Annotated in this window: 21 protein-coding genes and 2 pseudogenes; 6 read left to right on the top strand and 17 right to left on the bottom strand. The window is 58.9% G+C overall.

All coding sequences use genetic code 11. From position 1 onward, the window contains the following. Window positions 1-771: 771 nt before the first annotated feature. The 3 genes from rpsT to mutM form a co-directional block, all read right to left on the bottom strand. Entirely contained in the window at window positions 772-1,038 is a 267-nt protein-coding gene (gene rpsT / locus CFBP6623_RS15230; protein ID WP_003493474.1) for a 30S ribosomal protein S20, read from the bottom strand. Between the two features lie 194 nt (window positions 1,039-1,232). After that, window positions 1,233-2,006 carry an enoyl-CoA hydratase gene (locus CFBP6623_RS15225; protein ID WP_046799314.1) on the bottom strand — a complete coding sequence of 258 codons (774 nt, stop codon included), beginning with the start codon at window positions 2,004-2,006 and terminating at the stop codon, window positions 1,233-1,235. A gap of 47 nt (window positions 2,007-2,053) precedes the next feature. Further along, window positions 2,054-2,950, bottom strand: a complete 897-nt coding sequence (gene mutM / locus CFBP6623_RS15220; protein WP_046799313.1) for a bifunctional DNA-formamidopyrimidine glycosylase/DNA-(apurinic or apyrimidinic site) lyase — start codon at window positions 2,948-2,950, stop codon at window positions 2,054-2,056. Between the two features lie 142 nt (window positions 2,951-3,092). On the opposite strand from mutM, the gene ubiE reads away from it, so the two are divergent. The 3 genes from ubiE to CFBP6623_RS15205 all read left to right on the top strand — a co-directional run bounded on the left by ubiE (window position 3,093) and on the right by CFBP6623_RS15205 (window position 6,893). Then, window positions 3,093-3,869, top strand: a complete 777-nt coding sequence (gene ubiE / locus CFBP6623_RS15215; RefSeq protein ID WP_046799312.1) for a bifunctional demethylmenaquinone methyltransferase/2-methoxy-6-polyprenyl-1,4-benzoquinol methylase UbiE — start codon at window positions 3,093-3,095, stop codon at window positions 3,867-3,869. Window positions 3,870-3,905: 36 nt separating this feature from the next. Then, window positions 3,906-5,480, top strand: a complete 1,575-nt coding sequence (gene ubiB / locus CFBP6623_RS15210; RefSeq protein WP_046799311.1) for a 2-polyprenylphenol 6-hydroxylase — start codon at window positions 3,906-3,908, stop codon at window positions 5,478-5,480. Between the two features lie 477 nt (window positions 5,481-5,957). Further along, window positions 5,958-6,893, top strand: a complete 936-nt coding sequence (locus CFBP6623_RS15205) for a sterol desaturase family protein (RefSeq protein WP_046799449.1) — start codon at window positions 5,958-5,960, stop codon at window positions 6,891-6,893. 41 nt (window positions 6,894-6,934) lie between these two features. Here the strand turns inward: CFBP6623_RS15205 and CFBP6623_RS15200 are convergent, their stop codons facing one another. The 3 genes from CFBP6623_RS15200 to CFBP6623_RS15190 form a co-directional block, all read right to left on the bottom strand. Beyond that, on the bottom strand, window positions 6,935-7,294 hold the full coding sequence (locus CFBP6623_RS15200) for an MmcQ/YjbR family DNA-binding protein (RefSeq protein ID WP_046799310.1): 360 nt from the start codon (window positions 7,292-7,294) through the stop codon (window positions 6,935-6,937). Next, window positions 7,291-8,496, bottom strand: coding sequence for a bifunctional phosphopantothenoylcysteine decarboxylase/phosphopantothenate--cysteine ligase CoaBC (gene coaBC / locus CFBP6623_RS15195; protein ID WP_046799309.1), 1,206 nt, complete (start codon window positions 8,494-8,496; stop codon window positions 7,291-7,293). The genes CFBP6623_RS15200 and coaBC overlap by 4 nt, the downstream gene beginning before the upstream one ends. Window positions 8,497-8,566: 70 nt before the next feature. After that, window positions 8,567-10,150: a peptide chain release factor 3 gene (locus CFBP6623_RS15190; protein ID WP_046799308.1), complete on the bottom strand. Its 1,584-nt coding sequence runs from the start codon at window positions 10,148-10,150 to the stop codon at window positions 8,567-8,569. Between the two features lie 89 nt (window positions 10,151-10,239). Between CFBP6623_RS15190 and dut the strand changes: the two genes are divergently transcribed. The 3 genes from dut to cysK all read left to right on the top strand — a co-directional run bounded on the left by dut (window position 10,240) and on the right by cysK (window position 12,528). Next, window positions 10,240-10,710 carry a dUTP diphosphatase gene (gene dut, locus CFBP6623_RS15185; RefSeq protein WP_046799307.1) on the top strand — a complete coding sequence of 157 codons (471 nt, stop codon included), beginning with the start codon at window positions 10,240-10,242 and terminating at the stop codon, window positions 10,708-10,710. A gap of 76 nt (window positions 10,711-10,786) precedes the next feature. Continuing rightward, window positions 10,787-11,404, top strand: a complete 618-nt coding sequence (locus CFBP6623_RS15180) for a LysE family translocator (protein ID WP_046799448.1) — start codon at window positions 10,787-10,789, stop codon at window positions 11,402-11,404. Between the two features lie 155 nt (window positions 11,405-11,559). After that, the gene (gene cysK, locus CFBP6623_RS15175; protein WP_046799306.1) at window positions 11,560-12,528 is read left to right on the top strand and encodes a cysteine synthase A; all 969 of its coding nucleotides are present in this window, start codon (window positions 11,560-11,562) and stop codon (window positions 12,526-12,528) included. 126 nt (window positions 12,529-12,654) lie between these two features. On the opposite strand, the gene CFBP6623_RS15170 is transcribed toward cysK, so the two are convergent. The 11 genes and pseudogenes from CFBP6623_RS15170 to rsmI form a co-directional block, all read right to left on the bottom strand. Continuing rightward, on the bottom strand, window positions 12,655-14,187 hold the full coding sequence (locus CFBP6623_RS15170; protein ID WP_062654284.1) for a YifB family Mg chelatase-like AAA ATPase: 1,533 nt from the start codon (window positions 14,185-14,187) through the stop codon (window positions 12,655-12,657). A 185-nt stretch (window positions 14,188-14,372) separates the two neighbouring features. Next, the gene (gene gshB, locus CFBP6623_RS15165) at window positions 14,373-15,332 is read right to left on the bottom strand and encodes a glutathione synthase (RefSeq protein WP_046799443.1); all 960 of its coding nucleotides are present in this window, start codon (window positions 15,330-15,332) and stop codon (window positions 14,373-14,375) included. A 243-nt stretch (window positions 15,333-15,575) separates the two neighbouring features. Continuing rightward, the gene (locus CFBP6623_RS15160) at window positions 15,576-16,088 is read right to left on the bottom strand and encodes a cupin domain-containing protein (protein WP_046799283.1); all 513 of its coding nucleotides are present in this window, start codon (window positions 16,086-16,088) and stop codon (window positions 15,576-15,578) included. 110 nt (window positions 16,089-16,198) lie between these two features. Next, the gene (locus CFBP6623_RS15155) at window positions 16,199-17,299 is read right to left on the bottom strand and encodes a sn-glycerol-3-phosphate import ATP-binding protein UgpC (RefSeq protein WP_046799282.1); all 1,101 of its coding nucleotides are present in this window, start codon (window positions 17,297-17,299) and stop codon (window positions 16,199-16,201) included. A gap of 10 nt (window positions 17,300-17,309) precedes the next feature. After that, on the bottom strand, window positions 17,310-18,152 hold the full coding sequence (gene ugpE, locus CFBP6623_RS15150) for a sn-glycerol-3-phosphate ABC transporter permease UgpE (RefSeq protein WP_080842383.1): 843 nt from the start codon (window positions 18,150-18,152) through the stop codon (window positions 17,310-17,312). Between the two features lie 11 nt (window positions 18,153-18,163). Further along, complete coding sequence (locus CFBP6623_RS15145; RefSeq protein ID WP_170979838.1) at window positions 18,164-19,138, bottom strand: ABC transporter permease subunit; 975 nt, start codon at window positions 19,136-19,138, stop codon at window positions 18,164-18,166. Window positions 19,139-19,221: 83 nt separating this feature from the next. Beyond that, window positions 19,222-20,520, bottom strand: coding sequence for an extracellular solute-binding protein (locus tag CFBP6623_RS15140; protein ID WP_046799279.1), 1,299 nt, complete (start codon window positions 20,518-20,520; stop codon window positions 19,222-19,224). A gap of 144 nt (window positions 20,521-20,664) precedes the next feature. Further along, window positions 20,665-20,829, bottom strand: a pseudogene (locus tag CFBP6623_RS27265) (DapH/DapD/GlmU-related protein); the annotation flags it as partial. Window positions 20,830-21,054: 225 nt separating this feature from the next. After that, window positions 21,055-21,192, bottom strand: a pseudogene (locus CFBP6623_RS27260) (maltose acetyltransferase domain-containing protein); the annotation flags it as partial. Between the two features lie 36 nt (window positions 21,193-21,228). Continuing rightward, window positions 21,229-21,597 (bottom strand): YraN family protein, encoded by a 369-nt coding sequence (locus CFBP6623_RS15130; RefSeq protein ID WP_046799277.1) that lies wholly within the window; start codon window positions 21,595-21,597, stop codon window positions 21,229-21,231. Continuing rightward, window positions 21,587-22,528, bottom strand: coding sequence for a 16S rRNA (cytidine(1402)-2'-O)-methyltransferase (gene rsmI / locus CFBP6623_RS15125; protein ID WP_046799276.1), 942 nt, complete (start codon window positions 22,526-22,528; stop codon window positions 21,587-21,589). Before rsmI ends, CFBP6623_RS15130 begins: the two co-directional genes overlap by 11 nt. Window positions 22,529-22,628 lie beyond the last annotated feature (100 nt).

The raw sequence follows: 22,628 nt of genomic DNA, 5'->3' as shown, positions 1-22,628 counted from the left end.
ATTGCCGCCTTTCAAATTGCCAATCATAGCCTGACGATCAAAAATCGATCGCCAGAGATCCCCCTCGTATTATTCCTGCCTTCAGCGCTCCCCTCGAAAGAGCATCAAAGGCTACTACTTGTTTGCGAGCCGGTTATCCCATTTCCCTCCCCCTCATGGAGAGGCCTGCGACACGCTAAAGACGCTCCTTTCGCCACAACCCTAAGGCGTATGCTTGAGGACAAAAAACCCCTGCCCGTTCCGAGACCGAAACGGCGCAAAAAGCTCCATGACCTGAGAAAACGGACCTCGAAAGACCCGCCAGCAAGAAGGTGAATACCGTCGATACGATCATCGAGATAATCTGTGGACTGAGATCCGCACCCCTTGTTGGAATGCATTTAGGCAGGATCGTGGGGAGAGATCAATGGCGTTTTTTCTGCAAAAACTCAGATCGGCCATTGACTCACAAAGGCCGTTTTGCATCACGGGCAAGGCCCGAAGCAGAATCGCTTATGAATCAATGAGATTCAATTTTGGCAATTTTAGAGAGCCTGTTTTGGCAAAAAAATAAAAATCTTCTTGACTCAAAACTCGTCACGACTTCCGTAGAGAAAGCTTCCCATTTTCCGAGAGACCTCCGGCAAGCCATTGTTTTTATTTAATATTTCCTGTCGTCCATCTGACACGCGTTTGTCACGTTACGGCAGGAATGATTAACAGGCGGTTAGAATCACAAAAAGCCCGGTCAAAAGACCAGGCTTTTTGAATAGTTATTTGTGATTAGCCGGATTAGGCCGAAAGAGCCTTAACGCGCTGAGCGAGACGCGACACCTTGCGGGATGCGGTGTTGCCGTGCAGAACGCCGCGGGTCGCTGCGCGCTGGATCTCGGGCTGAGCAGCCTTCAGAGCTTCGGTGGCAACAGCCAGATCGCCGGAAGCGATTGCTTCCTCGACCTTGCGAATGAAGCCGCGAACGCGCGAACGGCGAGCCTTGTTGACTGCGGTACGGCGAGCGATCTTGCGGGTCGCCTTTTTCGCCGAAGTTGTATTGGCCATGTATGCCTCTCTTCGAATTCAAACCAAATTCCGCAACCAGAGGATCGGGTCGTTCGACGACCTCACTTAACCCAAGAATGCGGGAGTAATTTCGGACAAGCCGGATGGCTTTCCTTAACCGTGGGCGGGCATATACCGCTAAAGCGCACGCCCGTCAACGCGCAAATGGCGGAAAACGCCGATATTCCGACTCCTTAGCGATTCCGGAAAACCGGTTTGCGTTTTTCGATGAAGGCCGCCATGCCCTCCTTCTGATCCGCCGTTGCAAAGAGAGACTGAAATGAGCGCCTTTCATATCTCAGGCCTTCCGCGAGCGACACCTCGAAGGAGCGATTGACGCTTTCCTTGGCCATAAGAACCGAGGCACGCGACAGCGAGGCGATGCGGGTCGCAGCCTCCACCGCCTCCTCCATCAGATTTGCGGAGGGCACGATGCGCGAGACGAGGCCGGCACGCTCGGCCTCTGCGGCATCCATCATGCGGCCGGTCAGAACCAGATCCATGGCCTTTGCCTTGCCCACCGCCCGCGTCAGCCGCTGGGAGCCACCCATGCCCGGAATGACGCCGAGGGTGATCTCCGGCTGGCCGAACTTCGCCGTTTCCGAAGCGATGATGAAATCGCACATCATCGCCAGCTCGCAGCCACCACCGAGCGCAAAACCGGAAACGGCGGCGATGACCGGCTTCCTCGTCGACGCGACCTCGTCCCAGCCGCCGAGAAAATCACCGACATAGGCGTCGACAAAATCCAGCCCCTGCATCTCCTTGATGTCGGCGCCTGCGGCAAATGCCTTTTCCGAGCCGGTAATGATGATCGCACCGATGGAATCATCGGTGGAGAATGAAGAGAGAATGTGCCGCAGCTCTTTCAGGAGCACCGAGTTTAGAGCGTTGAGCGCTTTGGGGCGGTTGAGCGTGATGATGCCCACCTCATCACGCTTCTCGACCAGTATCGTTTCATAATCCACGGCAATCTCCCCTTCTCCGTTATTCCGGCCCATTACTCTTGGCTCAGTCACTTCTGGCAGGCGGCGCAATAAAAGGTCGAACGACCGGCCTGTACCACTCTCTCAACCGTACCCCCGCAGCCGGGTGTCCGGCAAGGCTGGCCTTCCTGATCGTAGACCGAAAAGGAATGCTGGAAATAACCAAGCGTTCCGTCCGTCTGTATATGGTCGCGCAGTGAGGAGCCGCCGGCGGCGATCGCGTCCGCGATCACGTCACGGATTTTTTCCGTGAGATCGGTGAGCTGCGCTTTGGGCTTGCCTGATGTCGTCACCAGCGTTCCCGCTGCCCGCAAAGGAGAAAGATGAGCGCGCCACAGCGCCTCGCAGACATAGATATTGCCGAGGCCGGCAATGACCTTCTGGTCCAGCAGCGTGCCTTTCAAGGGTTGGCTCTTGCCCTCAAACCGGCTCGCCAGATAATCGGCGCTCAATGCATTGCCTGTTGGCTCCGGCCCAAGCTCCGCAAAAGCCGGATAGAGATCGAGCTTGTTGCGCTCCACCAGATGCATGAAGCCGAAACGGCGCGGATCATTATAGATGACGCAGACGCGCTCTTCTCCCTTATCCAGATGAAAGACGACATGGTCGTGCTTCCCATCCTTTGAGCGGGCATGATGAAACGCGCCGGGCGTATTGCCGGCTTCATCCGCCTCCGCCTCGATACGGAACGAGCCGGACATGCCGAGATGGGCGATGATCGTCAGCCCGTCCTCCAGTTCGATCAAAAGATATTTCGCCCGGCGTCCAAGCGATATGATCGTTTTGCCTTCGATCAGCGCCGCGAAATCCTCCGGGAAGGGAAAACGCAGATCGGGGCGGCCAAGGTGGAGTTTGCGAACCCTTGCCCCTTCCATGGCGGGGGCGAGGCCGCGTCTGACAGTTTCGACTTCTGGCAATTCTGGCATCTGGCTTATCCGGCAGTTTATCGTTAGGACCATGTGGTCTATACAATGCACGCGAAATGTCGCGCCCAGGCGATGCGGCAACAGATAGCGTCGCCATGGCGTTTCCGCTATGGTCCGCCACGCAATAATATGGAGACAGACGATGACCGACGCCCGTACGACCGCAGAAGGCGGCATGGAAACGTCCTATGGCTTCCACAAGGTGGACGAAGGCAAAAAGCAGGGGCTGGTCAACGAGGTCTTCCACAAGGTGGCCAAGCGCTACGACATCATGAACGACGTGATGTCGGCGGGCCTGCACCGGCTGTGGAAGGACGCCATGGTCTCTTCGCTTTCGCCGCGCAAGGATGCCTCCTACAGGGTTCTGGACGTGGCGGGTGGCACCGGCGACATCGCGTTTCGCATTGTGGAGGCCTCCAACCGTCTGGCGCACGCCACCGTTCTCGACATCAACGGCTCGATGCTGGCGGTCGGCGAGGAACGCGCGGCAAAAAAGAAACTTTCCGACAATCTGACCTTCGTTGAGGCCAATGCCGAAGAACTGCCCTTCGAGGCGAATACATTCGACGCCTATACGGTCGCATTCGGCATTCGCAATGTGCCGCGCATCGATGTCGCGCTGAAGGAAGCCCATCGCGTGCTGAAACGCGGCGGACGATTGCTGGTTCTGGAATTTTCAGAAGTCGAAATGCCGCTGCTCGATCGCGTCTATGACGCCTGGTCGTTCAATGCCATTCCGCAATTCGGCAAGATGATCACCGGCGACGCCGAACCTTATCAATATCTGGTCGAGTCGATCCGCAAATTCCCCAATCAGGAGGATTTCGCGGCGATGATCCGCACCGCTGGCTTCTCCCGTGTGTCCTACACCAATTACACCGGCGGCATCGCCGCCCTGCATTCCGGCTGGAAGCTTTAAGAGCATGGCCAGCAGAAGCAGGAGACAGGCATAAGCATGAGCACTCTGGGCGCATATTTCCGCCTCGCAAGGGTTGGCTGGGTTCTCGTGCGCGAAGGCGTCGTGCTGGCGCTGCCGTCCGACGATCTGCCTGCCCCGGCGCAGGCGCTGAAGGCACTCCTGAAGCCCTTCGCCCGCAGCAAGGCCAAACGGGCGCAGCGTAGCGACCGGCTGGCAACGGCCGTCGAGCGGCTTGGACCGTCTTATGTGAAGATGGGCCAGTTTCTGGCCACCCGCCCGGATGTGGTGGGCGCCGATTTCGCCGACGATCTTGCAAGCCTTCAGGATCGCATGGCGTTTTTCCCGGCCGCAGCGGCGAAGGCAAATATCGAAGGTTCGCTCGGACGCACGGTTTCTGACCTCTACAGGGAATTCGGCGATCCGATCGCGGCTGCCTCTATCGCCCAGGTTCATCCGGCAATGGTGGATACGCCGAAGGGACCACGCAAGGTGGCCGTCAAGGTCATTCGTCCCGGCGTGCGCCAGCGTTTCCAGAACGATCTGGAGGCGATGTATCTGATCGCCGACCTGCAGCAGCGCTTTGTCCGTTCAGCCCGCCGTCTGCGGCCCGTCGAGGTGACACGCACGCTGGAGCAGACAACCAAGATCGAGATGGATCTGCGGCTCGAGGCCGCTGCCCTTTCCGAACTTGCCGAAAACACCAGGGACGACCCCGGCTTCCGTGTTCCGGAAGTCGACTGGGAACGCACCGGGCGCGATGTCGTCACCATGGAGTGGATCGACGGCGTCAAGATGTCGGATATCGAAGGGTTGAAGGCCGCGGGACACGACCTGAACGAGCTTGCCGACACGCTGATCCAGTCCTTCCTGCGGCATACGCTGCGCGACGGCTTTTTCCATGCCGACATGCATCCCGGCAATCTCTTCGTCGATGACAAGGGCATGATCGTCGCCGTGGATATGGGCATTGCCGGACGCCTCGGCAAAAAGGAACGCCGCTTCCTCGCCGAAATCCTCTACGGCTTTATCACGCGCGATTACATGCGGGTGGCGGAGGTGCATTTCGAGGCCGGTTATGTGCCGGGCCATCACGATAAAGCGAGCTTCGCGCAGGCGATTCGCGCCATTGGCGAGCCGATCCATGGCCAGCCGGCCGAGACGATCTCCATGGGCAAGCTGTTGACACTGCTGTTCGAAGTGACCGAGCTTTTCGATATGGAAACGCGGCCGGAACTGGTCATGCTGCAAAAGACCATGGTGGTGGTGGAAGGCGTATCACGCATGCTCAACCCGCGCTTCAACATGTGGAAGGCGGCCGATCCGGTCGTCGGCGGCTGGATCAGGGACAATCTCGGTCCGAAGCGCATCGTCACCGATCTGAAAGACGGCATGAAGGCCGCTCTAAAGCTTGCTGAAGCGGCACCTGAGATCGCCGCCAAGACGGAAAAGCTGCATTCAGAGCTGATGTATATGAGCGAGAACGGCCTGCGTTTCGATGCCCAGACAGCCGAAGCTATCGGCAAGGCGGAAGCGCGCCATACCAAATGGGGGCGGATTGCGCTCTGGGTGATTGCGCTGACGCTTCTCTATATTGCCATCCGAATCAGCTAAGACATATCCGCAATGGAGGTACCCGGCGTCACGGCTAGGCGCCTCAGTTACCAAAAAACGCCTATTAAGCCGACGTGACGACCGCATGCCATGCTCATGCAATCTAATGAAGAATAGTGGCCTGATCTTCTAAACGAAACAGGTGGCCGATGCGATTGTTAACACTTCTGGTTGGTTCGCTATTCTTCAGTCTTCAACCGGTCGCAGTGCCGGAAGCAATGGCGCAACACAGGGTCTACGACCCCTGCACGGACGGCAGCATAAACGATGGCATACCGCGCAGTTGCGACGAGCTGAAACGGGAATTGCGACGCAGTGACAGATATGGTCGCAGGGAATGGGTTATTATCGGCCTATGCGGCCCCTGCGCACCGATCCATGCAGGGACGGGCGCATCAGCGACGGGCAACCGCGATCCTGCGGAGAGTTGCGTCGCTGGTTGAATGATAGATGATTGCCGGACGGGAACTGAAATTCATGGCAAAAACTCAGGCAGTAAAACAGGCCCTTTCCTATTGTTCGTGGCCCATGGTGTTTTTCTTCGGCCTTGCCGGCTCCTATTTCGCCTTCAACAGCAGCCACCCCATCATGGCGTTCCTCTGCGTCTATGCGGGCGCGGTGTTAAGCCTGTTTCTCCTGGAACGTTATATCCCCTATGAGGTTCAGTGGCTTCAGGGCGATGGTGAAACCGCGACCAGCATTGGCCACACCCTGTTGACCAAGGGCCTTGTCCAGCTTGCCGCCGTTGCGGGAGCAATCTTTCCGATGTTGACCGCCAACGTGCTGCAACCGCTTGCAGCCATGCGCTTCAATCTGTGGCCTTCCGATCTGCCGATGATCATTCAGGTCGCACTTGCGGTCACCATCGCTGAATTCGGCCTCTACTGGGCGCACCGTATCGCGCATGAGACCGTGTTCTTCTGGCGTTTCCATGCCCTGCATCACAGCGTTGTCCGGCTATGGGTGGTCAATACCGGCCGTTTTCATGTGGCGGATTCGCTCTTCAAGATCGCGCTCAGCCAGCTTCCGCTCTATTTGATGGGCGCACCCTTGCACGTTTTCTGGTGGCTTGGCGCCGTTACCGCCTTCATCGGCATTCTGACCCATTGCAATGTCGATATGAAAACCGGCCCGCTGGACTATGTGTTCAGCACACCGCGGCTGCACCGCTGGCACCATTCCAAGGAGCTTCCCGAGGGAAACACCAATTACGGCGAGAATCTCGTCATATTCGACCAGCTGTTCGGCAGCTATTTCAATCCCGATCGCCCATCCTCCACCAATATCGGCATCAAGGGGCAAATTGCGAAGGGCTTTCTGCCCCAGCTTTTTCAGCCCTTCACCAAGGAGGGCGTTCGCCAGATCATCGGTCGAAACACGAAAGGCGATTCAGGCGAAACGCCCGGCATGTGACGTTGGAGCATTTCCGCTTTTCTCCGAAACGCGAGAATGCTCTAGTCGAAGAATATGCCCAGTTCAGCGCGCAGTTTCTTCGTCAGGCCGGCCGCAACAAGTTCATAGGAGCGGCGCACATAATGCTCCAGCTCCTCTCGCTCGAGCGGTGAGTGGTCACCGATCGATATCCATTTGCGTTTGGCGAAATAGGGCGCCTGACGGATGCCTTCCAGCGAGGTGAGGATTTCGAAGCTTTCCTCCGAACATTTCACCACCAGACGCCAGTCCTCCCGCTCACCCAGCACGGCAAAGACCTTGTCGCCCACCTTGGCGACGTGAGAGTCCCATTGATCGACAAAACGTACGCCCGGCCAACCACCGAGTACCTTGTCAAAAGTCTTGCGATCAAACAGGCTCATGCGAGCTTCTCCGCGATAAGGGCAGCCAGACGTTTGGCGACGTCGGCCTTGTCGAGATCCGGCCAGGCCTCGACGCCCTCCGCCGAGATGATCTTCACGCTGTTGCGGTCTCCGCCCATGATGCCGGTTTCAGCCGAGACATCATTGGCGACAATATAATCCGCGCCCTTGCGCTCCAGCTTCGCCCGGCCGTTCTTCTCGACATCCTGCGTTTCGGCGGCGAAGCCCACCACAATCTTCGGGCGCTTTTCGTGGTGACCAACGGTTTTGAGAATATCGGGGTTTTCCGTCAATTGCAGCGCGGGCGGCGCATCGCCAGGCTGCTTCTTGATCTTCTGTTGCGATGAACCTGTCACCCGCCAGTCGGCGACGGCGGCGACCATAACGGCGATATCCACCGGAAGCCGCGAAATTACCGCATCGCGCATCTCTTCGGCGCGCTCGACATGGATCGTCGTGACCCCGGCGGGATCGGCGATGGTGACAGGCCCTGAGACCAGCGTGACCTCTGCCCCCAGCTCAGCCAGAGCCGCCGCAATGGCATGGCCCTGCTTGCCCGAGGAGCGGTTGGCGATGTAGCGCACCGGGTCAATCGGTTCATGCGTGGGACCGGAGGTCACGATGGCCGTTCTGCCCTTCAGCGGCTTTGGCCCCTCATTCAGCAGTGCGGCAACGGCTTCGACGATCTGCAATGGCTCGGCCATACGGCCAAAACCTGCCTCGCCCTTCTCCGCCATCTCACCAGCCATGGGACCTATGAAAAACACGCCGTCTTTTTTCAGCGTTTCGACATTACGCAGCGTCGGTTTCGCCGTCCACATTTTCGGGTTCATTGCCGGAGCCACCAACACCTTGCGATCCGTCGCGAGAAGAATGGTGGATGCAAGATCGTCTGCCAGGCCTTGCGCCATCTTGGCCATCAAATCGGCAGTGGCGGGCGCCACCAGCACGAGGTCGCAGTCACGCGCCAGCCTGATATGGCCGACATCCTGCTCGTCCTGTCTGGAAAAAAGTTCCGTGAAAACGTGGGTGGCCGACAGCACGCCAACGGCCAGCGGCGTGACGAACTCCTGCGCGCCCTTCGTCATGACCGGCGTCACCTTCGCGCCGCGCTCTTTCAGGCGGCGGATAAGATCGAGGCTCTTATAGGCCGCGATGCCGCCGGAGATGATGAGGAGAATATGTTTGCCTGAAAGCGTCATGATGCCGGACCAGTTTCCCGTTTCACCGGGAAACTAAGCCCTTGGCATTCAAAGTGCAATCCGGCTGATATCACGCCGCCTTGGCGACGTGATATTCCTTGATCGCGACCATCTTGATCGCCGGAAAACGCTCGGACTCATAGCGCAATGAGAAGGCGTCCTGCGCCAGAAACACCGGATCGCCATCCAGATCGCGGGCGATATCGCCGCGCTTGACGTTGAGGAACTTGTCCATTTCCGCCGGCTGATCGGAGGAAATCCAGCGGCAGACGGAAAAGCGCGACATTTCGAAGGAGACCGGCAGGCCGTATTCGCCCATCAGCCGTTCCTTCAACACATCAAGCTGAAGCGCGCCAACGACACCGACGATAGCCGGCGAGCCGTCTTCCGGCGAGAAGAGCTGTACGACGCCCTCTTCCGCCATCTGCTGCAGGGCCTCCTTCAGCTTCTTCGCTTTCATCGCATCTTCCAGCCGCACGCGGCGCAGGATTTCCGGCGAGAAGTTCGGAACGCCCTGGAAGACGAGGTTTTCACCCTCGGTCAGCGTATCACCAATGCGCAGTGTGCCGTGGTTGGGAATGCCGACCACATCACCCGCAAAGGCCGTATCAGCCAGCTGGCGCTGCGAGGCGAAGAAGAATTGCGGCGCGGTGAGCCCCATCTGCTTGCCGGTGCGCGACAGGCGCGCCTTCATGCCGCGCTCCAGCTTGCCGGAGCAGATACGGGCAAAGGCGATGCGGTCGCGGTGGTTGGGGTCCATATTGGCCTGAATCTTGAAGACGAAAGCCGTCATCCTGTCTTCCGCCGCATGCACGGTGCGGGTATCCGCTACCTGATCGCGCGGCGGCGGCGCGAAATCGCCGAGCGCATTGATGAGGTCGCGCACACCGAAATTGCGCAGCGCCGAACCGAAGAACACCGGCGTCATATGACCTTCGAGAAACGCCTGGCGGTCGAAGGGGCGGCAGGCTTCCAGCGCCAGTTCCGTTTCCTCGACAAAGACCTTGCGTTCATTTTCCGGCAGCCTATCGGCGACTGCCTGCGGGCCATTGACCGAAAGGCCCTCCACCTGCGTATCATTGCCGCGAAAGGTATTTTCGGCGAGATTATAGGCGCCGCAGAAGCTTTTCGCCCGTCCGACCGGCCAGGTGATCGGCGCAGTATCGAGCGCCAGCTTTTCCTCGACCTCATCCAGAATCTCGAAGGGATCGCGGCTTTCGCGGTCCATCTTGTTGATGAAGGTGATGATCGGGATATCGCGCATGCGGCAGACTTCAAACAGCTTCAGCGTGCGCGGCTCGATACCCTTGGCGGCGTCGATGACCATGATCGCCGCATCCACCGCCGTCAGCGTGCGGTAGGTATCGTCGGCGAAGTCTTCGTGGCCGGGCGTATCGAGAATGTTGAAGACGCGGTCGTTATATTCGAAGGTCATGACCGAGGTGACAACCGAGATGCCGCGCTCGCGCTCGATCTTCATCCAGTCCGAACGGGTCTGGATGCGATCCTTTTTCGCCTTCACTTCACCGGCAAGCTGGATCGCTCCGCCGAACAGCAGCAGTTTTTCAGTGAGCGTGGTCTTACCCGCGTCCGGGTGCGCGATAATAGCAAAGGTGCGGCGGCGGGAGACCGCCTCGGCAAGTGTTTCGGCCATCTGACAAATCCTGTGAATTGCGGGCTATCTAGCGTTTCAGGCCCGCATTTGCAATTGACCTTGCCGCGATCTCGGCAAACTAATGCCGCATGACCGTTCAAAACGACAATCGCCCCCCTCTTCGCCTCGTCCGCCTCGCCAATGGTGCAGGCCTGGAATTGCCGTCCTATGAGACCGGCGGTGCTGCCGGCATGGACCTGCGCGCCGCCGTGCCTGCAGACCAACCGCTGACGCTGAAACCCGGCGAAAGGGTGCTGGTGCCGACCGGCTTTATCTTCGAAGTCCCGCACGGTTACGAGGCGCAAATCCGCCCCCGCTCCGGCCTTGCCATCAAGAACGGCATCACCTGCCTCAACTCCCCCGGCACGGTGGACAGCGATTATCGCGGCGAAGTGAAGGTCATTCTCGCCAATCTGGGACAGGATGATTTCACCATCGAACGCGGCATGCGCATTGCACAGATGGTGATCGCGCCGGTGACGCAGGTTGCCGTGAGCGAAGTGACGGAAACCTCCGAGACGGCGCGCGGCGCCGGCGGTTTCGGTTCGACCGGGATCTGACCGGCAAGCCGCATGATCGATTGTTTTTACCCGGCAATTTCGCTATTGATCTAGCGGATTTCCGGGAAACATGATCATGACACTGACGACCCTTCTAGCCTATGCCACCGCCCTTTTTATCGCCGCCGCGATTCCCGGCCCCGGCATGACGGCCATCGTGGCGCGGGCGCTGGGTTCGGGCTTTCGGGAAACCTTCTTCATGGGCCTCGGGCTGGTGCTGGGCGACATGATCTACCTGACCGGCGTAATACTGGGGCTGGCCTTCGTGGCCCAGACCTTTCAGGAAGCCTTCATGGTTCTGAAATTCGCCGGCGCGGCCTATCTCCTCTACATCGCCTGGAAGCTGTGGACCGCCGGCCTTTTGCCGCAGGACCTGAAGGCGAAAAAAAGCACCAGCATGCCGATGTCCTTCCTGTCCGGCCTGTTGATCACGCTCGGCAACCCGAAAACCATGCTGTTTTATGTGGCGCTGGTGCCGACGCTGATCGACATCCGCATGATCGGCCCGTCGGAATATGCGACACTTCTCGCCCTCACCTTCGTCGTGTTGATGGCCGTTCTGTTGCCCTACATCCTGCTTGCAGCCAAGGCGCGCAACCTCCTGAAACGGCCAAGCGCACTGACGATCCTCAATCGCACGGCAGCGGGCATTCTGGCCGGGACGGCGACCATGATCGCCATCCGCAGCACCTAAAATAATTTCGTGCATTTACCCGTTTTATCGTGAAATTTTTCCGGTAAACCGACCATATAAGGATGAACGTTCGCTAGCCTGACAGGGCGATTGCTCCTATTCTGCCGCTCAAATCTTGCGGTCACTATTCTGTGGCCTTCATACAGGAGAGCATCATGCCCGAAGCCAGAAAGCCCGGACGCGGACGCGTCTATTCCTCGATTACGGAAACAATCGGCGATACGCCGATCGTGCGGCTGGACAAGCTGGCGAAAGAAAAGGGCGTCAAGGCCAACCTGCTCGCCAAGCTGGAATTTTTCAACCCCATTGCCTCCGTGAAGGACCGCATCGGTGTTGCCATGATCGAAGCGCTGGAAGCGCAGGGCAAGATCACCCCCGGCAAGACAACGCTGGTGGAGCCGACCTCCGGCAATACCGGCATCGCGCTCGCCTTTGCTGCCGCCGCCAAGGGCTACAAGCTGATCCTGACCATGCCGGAAACCATGTCGGTCGAACGCCGCAAAATGCTCGCCCTGCTCGGTGCCGAACTGGTGTTGACCGAAGGCCCGAAGGGCATGAAGGGCGCAATCGCCAAGGCGCAGGAACTGGCTGCGACGCTGCCCGACGCCATCATACCGCAGCAATTCGAAAACCCCGCCAATCCGGATATTCACCGCAAGACGACGGCAGAAGAAATCTGGAACGATACCGACGGGACGGTCGACATTCTCGTTTCCGGCATCGGCACGGGCGGCACGATCACCGGCACCGGTCAGGTTCTGAAATCCCGCAAACCGGAGGTGAAGGTCATTGCGGTTGAACCCGCCGACAGCCCGGTGCTTTCCGGCGGCAACCCCGGCCCGCACAAGATTCAGGGCATCGGCGCCGGTTTTGCACCTGCCATCCTCGATACCGGAATTTATGACGAGATCGTCACCGTCACCAATGACGAGGCTTTCGAAATCGCACGTCTTGCCGCGCGGCTCGAAGGCGTGCCCGTCGGCATCTCCTCGGGTGCAGCATTGGCGGCGGCAATCAAGGTCGGCGCGCGCGAGGAAAATGCCGGCAAGAACATCGTCGTCATCGTTCCTTCCTTCGCGGAACGTTACCTTTCGACGGCGCTTTTTGAAGGGCTTGGGCTCTAACGACCCCATCCGGTACGCGCGATCGCGAACCAAAGAATCGAAGTTGATTATGCCGCCGGCACCGCTGGCGGCATATGCGTTTCAGAATGCCCCGCATCTTCCAACAAAGCGCGCAAGCATCACGGCTCAAGCCGCTGTCGGCAGCCTCTCGCCCGCGATACGATAGGACACGGCTTCCGCCACATGGATGCGGCCGACCGTCTGTTTTCCGTCCAGATCGGCCAATGTTCGCGCGACCTTCAGAATACGATGATAACCGCGTGCGGAAAATTTCAACCGTTCGGCGGCATCGCGCAGCAATTGCAGCCCGGACGCATCCGGCTCGGCATATTTTTCGATCAGGGTTGTCGTGCAGCGGGCATTTGTGCGGATGGCAGGAAACCCCGCCGCCGCATAACGCTCCTGCTGGGCGAGGCGGGCACTGGCGACACGGGCGGCAACCACCGCGCTCGGCTCGGACGCGACGGGGCGGATGAGGTCCGTGGCGGAAACGGCGGGAACATCAATACGGATATCAATGCGATCCATCAGCGGGCCGGAAATGCGGCCCTGATAGTCGGCCACACAACGCGGACCTCTGGCGCAGGTAAAGCCCGGCTCCCCTGCCATACCGCATCGGCAGGGGTTCATCGCCGCGACGAGCTGGATTTGCGCCGGATAGCTGACGCGGTGATTGGCCCGCGCGATGATGCATTCGCCGGTCTCCAGCGGCTGGCGCAAAGCATCCAGCACCTGGGGCGAAAATTCCGGGAATTCATCCAGAAAAAGAACGCCGTGATGGGCAAGTGAGGCCTCACCCGGTCTGGCGCGCAACCCTCCACCAATCAAAGCCGCCATGGTGGCGGAATGATGCGGCGTGCGGAACGGCCTGCGGTCTGAAAGCTTGCCACCCGACAATTGGCCAGCGATGGAATGAACCATGGACACTTCCAGCAGCTCCGCTGCCTCAAGAGGTGGCAGGATGGAGGGCAGGCGGGCGGCAAGCATGGATTTGCCGGAGCCGGGTGGGCCGACCATCAGCAGATTATGACCGCCGGCCGCTGCCACCTCCAGCGCACGTCTGGCGCTTTCCTGCCCCTTGATATCGGCAAGGTCCGGCAGATTGACTGGACTGGTCCGGATGGCGGGCACGGGGCGCGAAAGCAGCTGCGTGCCGCGAAAATGATTGGCAAGCGCTATGAGGCTGCGCGGGGCGAGAATATCGATGCCCGCTCCGGCCCAGGCCGCTTCCGGACCGCTTTCAGCCGGGCAGATCAAGCCCTTGCCGAGAGCGTTGGCACCAATGGCCGCCGGCAGCGCGCCTGAGACCATGCCGATGGTGCCATCGAGATTGAGTTCGCCGAGAACCACATATTGGCCAAGCGCCTCTGCCGGTATGGCGCCCAAAGCGGCCATGAGCCCCAGAGCAATGGGAAGATCGAAATGCGATCCTTCCTTTGGCAGATCGGCAGGCGCGAGATTGACGGTCACCTTTTTCGCCGGAAGCGCCAGACCAGAAGCATGTAGCGCCGCCTGCACCCGCTCCCGGCTTTCCGCCACTGCCTTGTCCGGCAGGCCGACGATCTGGATGCCGACCTTTCCGGGTGCGACCATGACCTGCACCTCGACGGGCACACCCTCTATGCCCTGAAATGCAACCGTATTGACCTTCGCCACCATGGCCTGCCCCCGCAAACCGGCCGCGACATCAGAGCTTCATGCCCCATGGCGGCCACCCGCAAGCAACGTGCCATAAGGCAAAGAATAAAACAAGAACATCCGGTGAACAATTTCACGCGGGCGATGTATTTTAGTTGTGTCTAGTTGTACCCACGGAACAAACGGGGTTCGGTCGGCAAATCGCTTCAGAAATCCTGAGCTTCGCGCTTTTTCTCGATGGCGTCCCACAATAGGCTTGCCACATCGGCGCCGCCGAATTTCTGCACCTCACGAATGCCGGTCGGTGAGGTGACGTTGATCTCGGTGAGATAATCGCCGATCACATCAATACCAACAAAGAGGAAACCACGCTCGCGCAGGGCGGGACCGATACGACGGCAGATTTCCTTCTCGCGCGCCGTCAGTTCCGTCGGCTCTGGCCGGCCACCGGCATGCATGTTGGAACGGGCATCGTTTTCCGCCGGCACGCGGTTGATTGCGCCCACCGGCTCGCCATCCACCAGGAGGATACGCTTGTCGCCCTTGCGGACGTCAGGCAGATATTCCTGGGCGATATAGGGCTCGCGGAACATCTGGCCGAACATTTCCAGCAGGGAGGAGAAATTGCGGTCATCACGCGCCGAATGGAAGACACCCGCACCGCCATTGCCATAAAGCGGCTTGAGGATGATATCGCCCATTTCATTGCGGAAACGGGCAATCTCGGCCACGTCCTTGGTGATCAGCGTCTTCGGCATCAGATCGGCGAATTCGGTGACGAAAATCTTTTCCGGCGAGTTGCGCACCCAGGCCGGGTCATTGACAACAAGTGTTTTGGGATGAATGCGCTCCAGCAGATGGGTGGAGGTGATGTATGCCATGTCGAATGGCGGATCCTGACGCAGATGGATGACATCCATGGTCGAAAGATCGACGCGCTCCGGCTCTGACAGCGAGAAATGGTCACCCTTTATGTCACGCAGTTCCATCTGCTCGACGGCGGCGTAAATCTTGCCGTCACGCATGGAAAGACGCTCTGGCGTATAGTGGAACAGCCGGTATCCGCGCGCCTGCGCCTCAAGGCTCATGGCGAAGGTGGAATCACCGGCAATGTTGATGCCGGAGACATGATCCATCTGGATCGCGACGTTCTTGATCTTCGCCATGCGCATGTTCCTCTTGCAGCATGCGGACGCCTTACCGGCCCACAGTGCCCACTGTCCCGTCTTTTCAAAATTCCCTGCAGGACCGGGAGAACCCCGGAAATGCTTCAGAAAACCCTGAAGATGTAGGGCAGCGACCATTCAAAGGCAACTGCTGCAAGCGGTGGCTTGTGTGAGTTTTATTGAACCTTCACAATTCCGCCGGTGGAGCCGGGTGGGTTCCACCGACCCGGCTATTTTACCAGTTCAGGCGGCCAGCTTGTAGGAACTGCCCGAAAACAGCTTGTTCTTGACGCGATAGGCGAGAGCCAGCGCCCTGGGGAACGGACGGCGCATGAAGGCGACCTTGCGGACATAGTCATCTACCCGCCAGGTGGCCCATGTTCCAGCCCGGAAATAGGCGACGTCGCCAACCCGCAGGATGCTGACCGAACCGTCTTCGGCCGTCACATGCACCTCGCCTTCCAGAATATAGACGGTTTCATCCCAGCCGAAGAACCAGCGGAACTCACCGGCCGTGCAATCCCACATGGCGGTGCTGGAAGCGCGGTCGCCGCTTCTGGAATGATCGGCCGCACGCGCCTGGGGATCGCCGGAAATGATCCAGTCGGGATTGATGGGGGCTGGCTGAAGCCGCAGATCGGTGCAAGACGCGCTGACAACGGCCTCGTCTTTTGCTCCGCGCAGATAGGCCGGCAATATTGGCACCGTGCGGATCGCCATGGTTGCAGCCGCCGCGAACATCATTTTGAACGACATATTAGAAAACCCCCGTGAAATATTGGAGGTCTTCTATCATCGGGATCGTAACAAAGCGGTTTTGACAATCGGCGCAATTTTAGTCATCGCGCCGATTTCTTCCGAGGTGATCAGGCCGTCGCCAGCTGCGCGGTCTGTACCTTGATCTGTTCCGCCTTGCCGGCGATGCGCTTGCCGGTTTCGTTGGAGAAGAAGTGCAGTTTTTCCGGCGCTATCGTCACCGACAATGCGGACGGAACCTCAACATCCGGCGGGAAAGCCACTGTCAGGTTCTGATCGCCGATCATGCCATGCACAAGGCGCTGCGAACCCAGTTCCTCGATATAATCGACACGCAGCGCAAGGCCCTGCTCGCCCGCCGCGGCAATGCGGAAATCCTCCGCCCGCATGCCCACCGTCACCGACCCCGAAGCGGGTGCAAAACCGTTGAGCGCAAACAGTGACGGACCGATGGCGAGGCTATCACCATGCAACTCGGCATTCAGCAGGTTCATGGCGGGAGAGCCGATGAAGCTGGCGACGAAAGTGGAGGCGGGGGTGTGATAGACATCAAGCGGCGCGCCGATCTGTTCGATGCGGCCGCCATTCAGCACCACCAGACGATCAGCCAGCGTCATGGCCTCAAGCTGATCGTGGGTGACATAGATGGATGTGGTGCCGAGGCGCTTTTGCAGGCGCTTGATTTCACCGCGCATGGAGACGCGCAGCTTTGCATCAAGGTTAGACAGAGGCTCATCGAACAGGAAGGCCGCCGGTTTGCGAACGATGGCACGGCCCATGGCGACACGCTGCCGCTGGCCGCCGGAAAGGGCGCGCGGTTTGCGCTCCAGATAGGGTTCGAGCTGCAGCATACGGGCGGCTTCGGCCACACGTGCATCGATCTCCGCCTTCGGCGTCTTGCGGTTCTTCAGCCCATATTCCAGGTTCTGGCGCACCGACATATGCGGATAAAGCGCGTAATTCTGGAACACCATGGCAATATCACGGTCAGCGGGATCGGCCTGATTGACCACCCGGTCGCCGATCTTCACCGTGCCTTCGGAGATGTCCTCAAGGCCGGCAACCATGCGCAGGAGCGTGGACTTGCCGCAGCCGGAGGGGCCGACGAGAACGATGAACTCACCGTCCCTGATGTCGATATCGACGTGATGCACGGCGCGCACGCCGCCATGATAATCCTTGCAGACCTGACTGATTTCAATAGCGGCCATTTCGGTCTCCTTATTTATCGCTCTCGGTGAGGCCCTTGATGAACCAGCGCTGGAATACGATGACGATCAGCACCGGCGGCAGCATGGCCAGAACGGCGAGTGCGAAAGCTTCGTTGTAATCGGGAATTTGCGAACCGACCCAGACCTGCAGGATCGACTTGATGCCACGCATCAGGGTGAAGAAACTTTCATCCGTCGTCATCAGCATCGGCCAGAGATACTGGTTCCAGCCATAAACGAACATGATGATGAAGATCGCCGCCATCATGGTGCGTGACAGCGGGATGATGACATCGATGAAGAATTTGAACGGCCCTGCCCCGTCGATGCGGGCGGCCTCCAGCAGTTCTTCCGGAATGGATTTGAAGAACTGCCGGAAATAGAAGGTGCCCGTCGCAGACGCCAGAAGCGGCACGATCAAGCCGGTATAGGAGTTCAACAGGCCAAGTTTGCTCATCACCTCATAGGACGGCATGATGCGCACTTCGAGCGGCAAGAGCAGCGTCGTGAAAATGATCCAGAAGGCGAGTGTGGCAAAGCGGAAGCGGAAATAGACGATCGCATAGGCCGCCGTCATCGACAGGACGATCTTGCCCACGGCAAAACCAATGCCGAGGATCAGCGAATTGAGCACCATGTTGAGGCCGGTGATCTGCCCGGTGAAGCCGCCCTTCTGGTTCAGGACCTTTTCATAGGTTTCGACGAAATTGTCGCCCGGAACGATCGCCAGACCGGTGCGATGGATTTCCGCCGCCGTGTGCGTGGAGGTCATGAAAGCCACGACAACGGGCAGTATCAGGAACAGCGCGCCGGTTATCAGCACCAGATGGTCGAGGGGTTTTGTCTTGTACATCGTCTTTTCCCTCAATTGTAATGGATGCGCTTCTCGATGAAGCGGAACTGGATGATGGTGAGGACGAAGACGACCAGCATCAGAATGACGGACTGGGCCGAAGAACCACCGATGTCATTGCCGCGGAAACCGTCAAGAAACACCTTGTAGACCAGCGTGATGGGGTTGTTGGCCGCCTTGTCCTTCACCATCACGTCGATGACGCCGAACGTATCGAACAGGGAATAGGTGATGTTGATGATCAGCAGGAAGAAGGCGGTGGGCGCCAGAAGCGGCATGATGACCGTCCAGAACCGGCGAAAGCCGGAGCGGCAATCGATGGCGGCGGCCTCACGCACAGCGACGGACACACCCTGAAGCCCGGACAGGAAGAAGATGAAATTATAAGGGATCTGCTTCCACACGGCGACGACGACCATGGCAAAGGCCGTGTCGAAATAATTAAGGCCGACCTTCATGTCCCAGCCGAAAAACGCCGCCATCTTGACGAAGGGGCCGATATGCTGGTCGAAAAACATCATGCCGATGAGGCCCGCGACCGGCGGCGCGATGGCATAAACGGAGATCAGCAACGTCTTGTAGGTCGAACTGCCGCGAATGACCGCATCCGCCTTGACGGCCAGCAAGAGGCCGAGCGCCAGTGAAAAGAAGGTCACCAGCACGGTGAAAACGACCGTGAATTTGGCAATGTTGAGATATTCCGGATTGAATATCGCGTCCGAATAATTGGCGAAGCCCACGAATGAGGCCCCGAAGCCGAAAGGGTCTTCGAGATAAAACGAAGACTGAATGGCCTGGACGGACGGCCAGTAGAAAAAGATGAAAATCACCGCAAGCTGCGGCGCCAGAAACAGGTAGGGTACGAAGGACGAGGAGAACTGTACGCGCTTCATGCCGGCTTCAGCTGGCCTGGCGGGTTTTCCAGTCTTGGCGGACCAGCCGGATAAAAACCGGGCCAGACGCGGTTGAGACGATGTATAGGCCACGCTTGCGCCTCCTTATCCAGAAGCGAGCCTCCCTTCCGTCGGAAAGGAGGCTCGACAACGATCATTGGTTTCGAAAAGATCGATCAGCCGGCCGTCTTGGCGAAACGGGCCAGAAGGTCGTTACCTTCCTTCTCGATGATGTCGAAGGCGTCCTTCGGCGTAACTTCGCCGGAGAAAATGCGGTTATATTCGCGTTCCATGACGGCGCGGATCTGCGGGTAGAAGCCGAGGCGATAACCCTTGGACCATTCGCCGCCCGGCAGCGACAGCTGCTGGATGCCGACTTCGGCGACCGGCTTTTCCTTGTAGAAGCCTTCAGCCTTCGCCTTTTCGTAAGCGGCCTTGGTGATGGCGACGTAACCGGTTGCCTTATGATAGAAGACCTGGATTTCCGGCGAGGTCAGGAACTGGAAGAAGTCAGCCACGCACTTGTTTTCGGCTTCGGACTTGCCGGACATTGCGAAGAGAGCAGCGCCGCCGATGAAGGAGTTGGTGCCAGCGCCCTTGATCGAGCCCCAGTAGGGAAGGAAGGTTGCCGAGAACGGCATGGTTGCCGTCTTCTGCAGGCCACCGAACGAACCGGAAGAACCGATCCAGAAAGCGACCTTGCCTTCTTCAAACGGCTTCTGGTTGTCGTTCCAGCCGGCGCCGTAATACGCGAACAGGCCCTTGTCCTTCCAGTCCTTCAGCTTGTCGAACATCATGACGAGGTTCGGATCGGTAAGCTTCAGCTTGGTGTCGGTGACACTGTCGTAGCCGTTATTGTTGGTGGCGAACTGGATGTTGTTGCGGGAGAAGAAGTTCTCCGTGAACTGCCAGGTCAGCTGCGACTGGACGAGCGGGATGTAACCGGCTTCTTTCAGCTTCGGCGCAACCTGTTCGAACTCTTCCCAGGTTTTCGGTGCTTCGACGCCGGCCTTTTTCAGGGCTTCGTCGTTGACATACATGATCGGAGCAGAGGAGTTGAACGGCATGCCGACGAACTTGCCATCAGCTGCAGCGTAGAAATAACGCACGCCGTTGATGAAGGCTTCGCGGTCGAATTTGTAACCGGCCTTGTTGATGAGGTCTTCCGCAGGAATGACCGCACCCTTGGCGTTGATGATGGTGGCAGCGCCGGCATCGAAAACCTGGAGGATGTTCGGCTGTTCGCCGGAACGGAAGGCGGCGATGCCGCTGGCCAGTGCTTCTTCGTAAGAACCCTTGGAAACCGGCGTCAGAGCGCATTCCTTCTGGGCTTCGTTGAACTTCTGGGAAACTTCGTTGATGACTTCGCCGTTACGGCCGCCCATACCGTGCCACCAGGTGATGTTGGTCGCAGCCATGGAAGACGTTGCCGAAATGCTGACCGCCACTGCGGCCATGGAAATCTTCTTCAACATTACTAAATCCTCTCCACCATTTATTGGGATGAGGATGCGAATAGAGGGGTTCCATGACGCCTCTTTAACAGTTTCATGTCAGATTTGTTACGGCGCCTGTTAATGAACTCCGTTCTTTCAAAAATCGATGTCTCAGGCGTCCTTGCGCTTTATCGGACGGGCCGGATTTCCCACCACCGTCGCGCCCGGCGGCACATCCCGCGTCACCACCGAACCGGCACCGACGATCGCCCCATCACCAATGGTAATGCCGGCCAGCAGGATTGCGCCGCCGCCAATCCAGACATCACGGCCGATTGTCACCGGCTTTGCGATTTCAATGCCTTGCGCGCGCGGAACCGGGTCCAGATGGTGTTCAGCACAATAGATCTGCACGGCCGGACCGAGCATTGCCCCATCGCCGATCACCACCCTGGCGGAATCGAGAATGACGCAGCTGGTATTCAGATAGACATTCCTGCCCAGCGTGATGTTGAAGCCGTAAGCGCAATGAAACGGGGCTTCGATAAATGCGCCTTCCGCGACAGAGGCGAAGAGGGCGTGCAGCAGCGGCGCCATGGCTCCGCGCTCATCCGGCAGCGCGGCATTGTGCTGGTGAACGGCCCGGCGCGCGCGCAGGCGCAGCCCATCCAGTTCGGCATCCATGCAGCTATACCATTCGCCCGCGGCCATTTTTTCGCGCTCGCTGGACATTGCCTTCCCTCCCCCTCAAAACGCGTCGATGAAATGCTGCGGCAGGCGTCGCGGCAGAATGGCGACGATATCGAAGCGCAGTGAAAACCGGGCAGCATCACCGCGACGGGAGAGCCAGAGATCGGCGGCGGCGCGGATGCGCTGCTGCGAACGCGAGCCGACCGCATCGATAGCCCCCAGCCCGGAAGATCGCGCCTTGACCTCGATGATCGCAACGACATCCCGCTTGCGGGCGATGAGGTCGATTTCCCCCAACCGGGTACGATAACGAATGGCGAGGATGCGATATCCCTTCACCAGCAGATAGAGTGCGGCCCAATATTCCGCCGTGTGGCCGCGCCGCTCGGCCTTGCGTCTTTTGTTCCTTCGCGCGTCAGCCGCCATCCCTGTCCTTCATATCCAGCAGGCGTTGATAAAGCTCCTTGCGTGGCAGGCCGGTCAGTTTCGATGCCTCGCCCGCGGCCTTGGCTGCAGGCATGGTCGCGACCAGATCCTTAAGGAGCTTTTCGACATCCTCGATATCGGGAATTTCGTCATAGGAGGGCGGCTCGATCAGCAGCACGATCTCGCCCTTCACCACACGATCCTCGTCATAATAATCGGCAAGCTCGCTGAGCGTGCCTCGCCGGAATTCCTCGAAAGTCTTGGTCAGCTCGCGGCAGACCACAGCGCGCCGGTCGCGGCCAAGCACTTCCGACGCCACCTTGAGGGAGCTGCCGATGCGGCGCGGCGATTCAAAGAAGATCAAAGTGGCGGGGATTTTCGCAAGTTCGGCAAAACGATCCCGCTTGCCGCGGTCCTTCACCGGCAGGAAACCTGCAAATAGAAAGGCATCGCTCGGCATGCCCGATCCGACAAGGGCGGCAAGCGGCGCCGATGCGCCCGGTACCGGCACAACGCGATGGCCTGCCTCAAGTGCCAGCTGACCAAGACGATAACCGGGATCGGAAACGAGCGGCGTTCCGGCATCCGATACCAGTGCCACGGATTTTCCGGCTTCCAGGGCGGCGATGAGCTTCGGCCCCGCTTCGTTCGCATTGTGCTCGTGATAGGCGAGTGGCCGCGTACGAATGCCGTAGCGTTCAAGCAGGATACGGGTGACGCGGGTATCCTCGCAGGCGAGAACATCCGCCGAAGCCAGCGTCTCCAGCGCACGGATGGTAATATCGCCGAGATTGCCGATGGGGGTGGCCACAAGATAGAGCGCCGGTTCCAGCGGCCGTGCCGGAATGGTGGCGGTACCGATCCTGAATTCCCTTGTTGCCTGTCTGGCATCGATGTTCGATAGTTCTTCCGTCACACGGCTTCCAATCATTCTGGCCGATTATTGCCGGCCGGTCGCTCCGGTTTTTCCTCCTTTATGGGCAATAGAAAACCGGCGAACAAGGTCCATGGACGGTTCCAGCCTGTGGATC

Source organism: Agrobacterium tumefaciens (assembly GCF_005221385.1).
Lineage (GTDB): Bacteria > Pseudomonadota > Alphaproteobacteria > Rhizobiales > Rhizobiaceae > Agrobacterium > Agrobacterium tomkonis.
The sequence above is the reverse complement of the archived record's forward strand: the minus strand, read 5'-3'. Positions and strand labels throughout refer to the sequence as shown.

Bases quoted from the DNA above. Each gene is read 5' to 3' on its own strand.
- rpsT (WP_003493474.1), bottom strand. From the start codon at position 1,038: ATGGCCAATACAACTTCGGCGAAAAAGGCGACCCGCAAGATCGCTCGC.
- mutM (WP_046799313.1), bottom strand. From the start codon at position 2,950: ATGCCAGAATTGCCAGAAGTCGAAACTGTCAGACGCGGCCTCGCCCCC.
- ubiE (WP_046799312.1), top strand. From the start codon at position 3,093: ATGACCGACGCCCGTACGACCGCAGAAGGCGGCATGGAAACGTCCTAT.
- ubiB (WP_046799311.1), top strand. From the start codon at position 3,906: ATGAGCACTCTGGGCGCATATTTCCGCCTCGCAAGGGTTGGCTGGGTT.
- CFBP6623_RS15205 (WP_046799449.1), top strand. From the start codon at position 5,958: ATGGCAAAAACTCAGGCAGTAAAACAGGCCCTTTCCTATTGTTCGTGG.
- CFBP6623_RS15200 (WP_046799310.1), bottom strand. From the start codon at position 7,294: ATGAGCCTGTTTGATCGCAAGACTTTTGACAAGGTACTCGGTGGTTGG.
- coaBC (WP_046799309.1), bottom strand. From the start codon at position 8,496: ATGACGCTTTCAGGCAAACATATTCTCCTCATCATCTCCGGCGGCATC.
- CFBP6623_RS15190 (WP_046799308.1), bottom strand. From the start codon at position 10,150: ATGGCCGAAACACTTGCCGAGGCGGTCTCCCGCCGCCGCACCTTTGCT.
- dut (WP_046799307.1), top strand. From the start codon at position 10,240: ATGACCGTTCAAAACGACAATCGCCCCCCTCTTCGCCTCGTCCGCCTC.
- CFBP6623_RS15180 (WP_046799448.1), top strand. From the start codon at position 10,787: ATGACACTGACGACCCTTCTAGCCTATGCCACCGCCCTTTTTATCGCC.
- cysK (WP_046799306.1), top strand. From the start codon at position 11,560: ATGCCCGAAGCCAGAAAGCCCGGACGCGGACGCGTCTATTCCTCGATT.
- CFBP6623_RS15170 (WP_062654284.1), bottom strand. From the start codon at position 14,187: ATGGTGGCGAAGGTCAATACGGTTGCATTTCAGGGCATAGAGGGTGTG.
- gshB (WP_046799443.1), bottom strand. From the start codon at position 15,332: ATGGCGAAGATCAAGAACGTCGCGATCCAGATGGATCATGTCTCCGGC.
- CFBP6623_RS15160 (WP_046799283.1), bottom strand. From the start codon at position 16,088: ATGTCGTTCAAAATGATGTTCGCGGCGGCTGCAACCATGGCGATCCGC.
- CFBP6623_RS15155 (WP_046799282.1), bottom strand. From the start codon at position 17,299: ATGGCCGCTATTGAAATCAGTCAGGTCTGCAAGGATTATCATGGCGGC.
- ugpE (WP_080842383.1), bottom strand. From the start codon at position 18,152: ATGTACAAGACAAAACCCCTCGACCATCTGGTGCTGATAACCGGCGCG.
- CFBP6623_RS15140 (WP_046799279.1), bottom strand. From the start codon at position 20,520: ATGTTGAAGAAGATTTCCATGGCCGCAGTGGCGGTCAGCATTTCGGCA.
- CFBP6623_RS15130 (WP_046799277.1), bottom strand. From the start codon at position 21,597: ATGGCGGCTGACGCGCGAAGGAACAAAAGACGCAAGGCCGAGCGGCGC.
- rsmI (WP_046799276.1), bottom strand. From the start codon at position 22,528: ATGATTGGAAGCCGTGTGACGGAAGAACTATCGAACATCGATGCCAGA.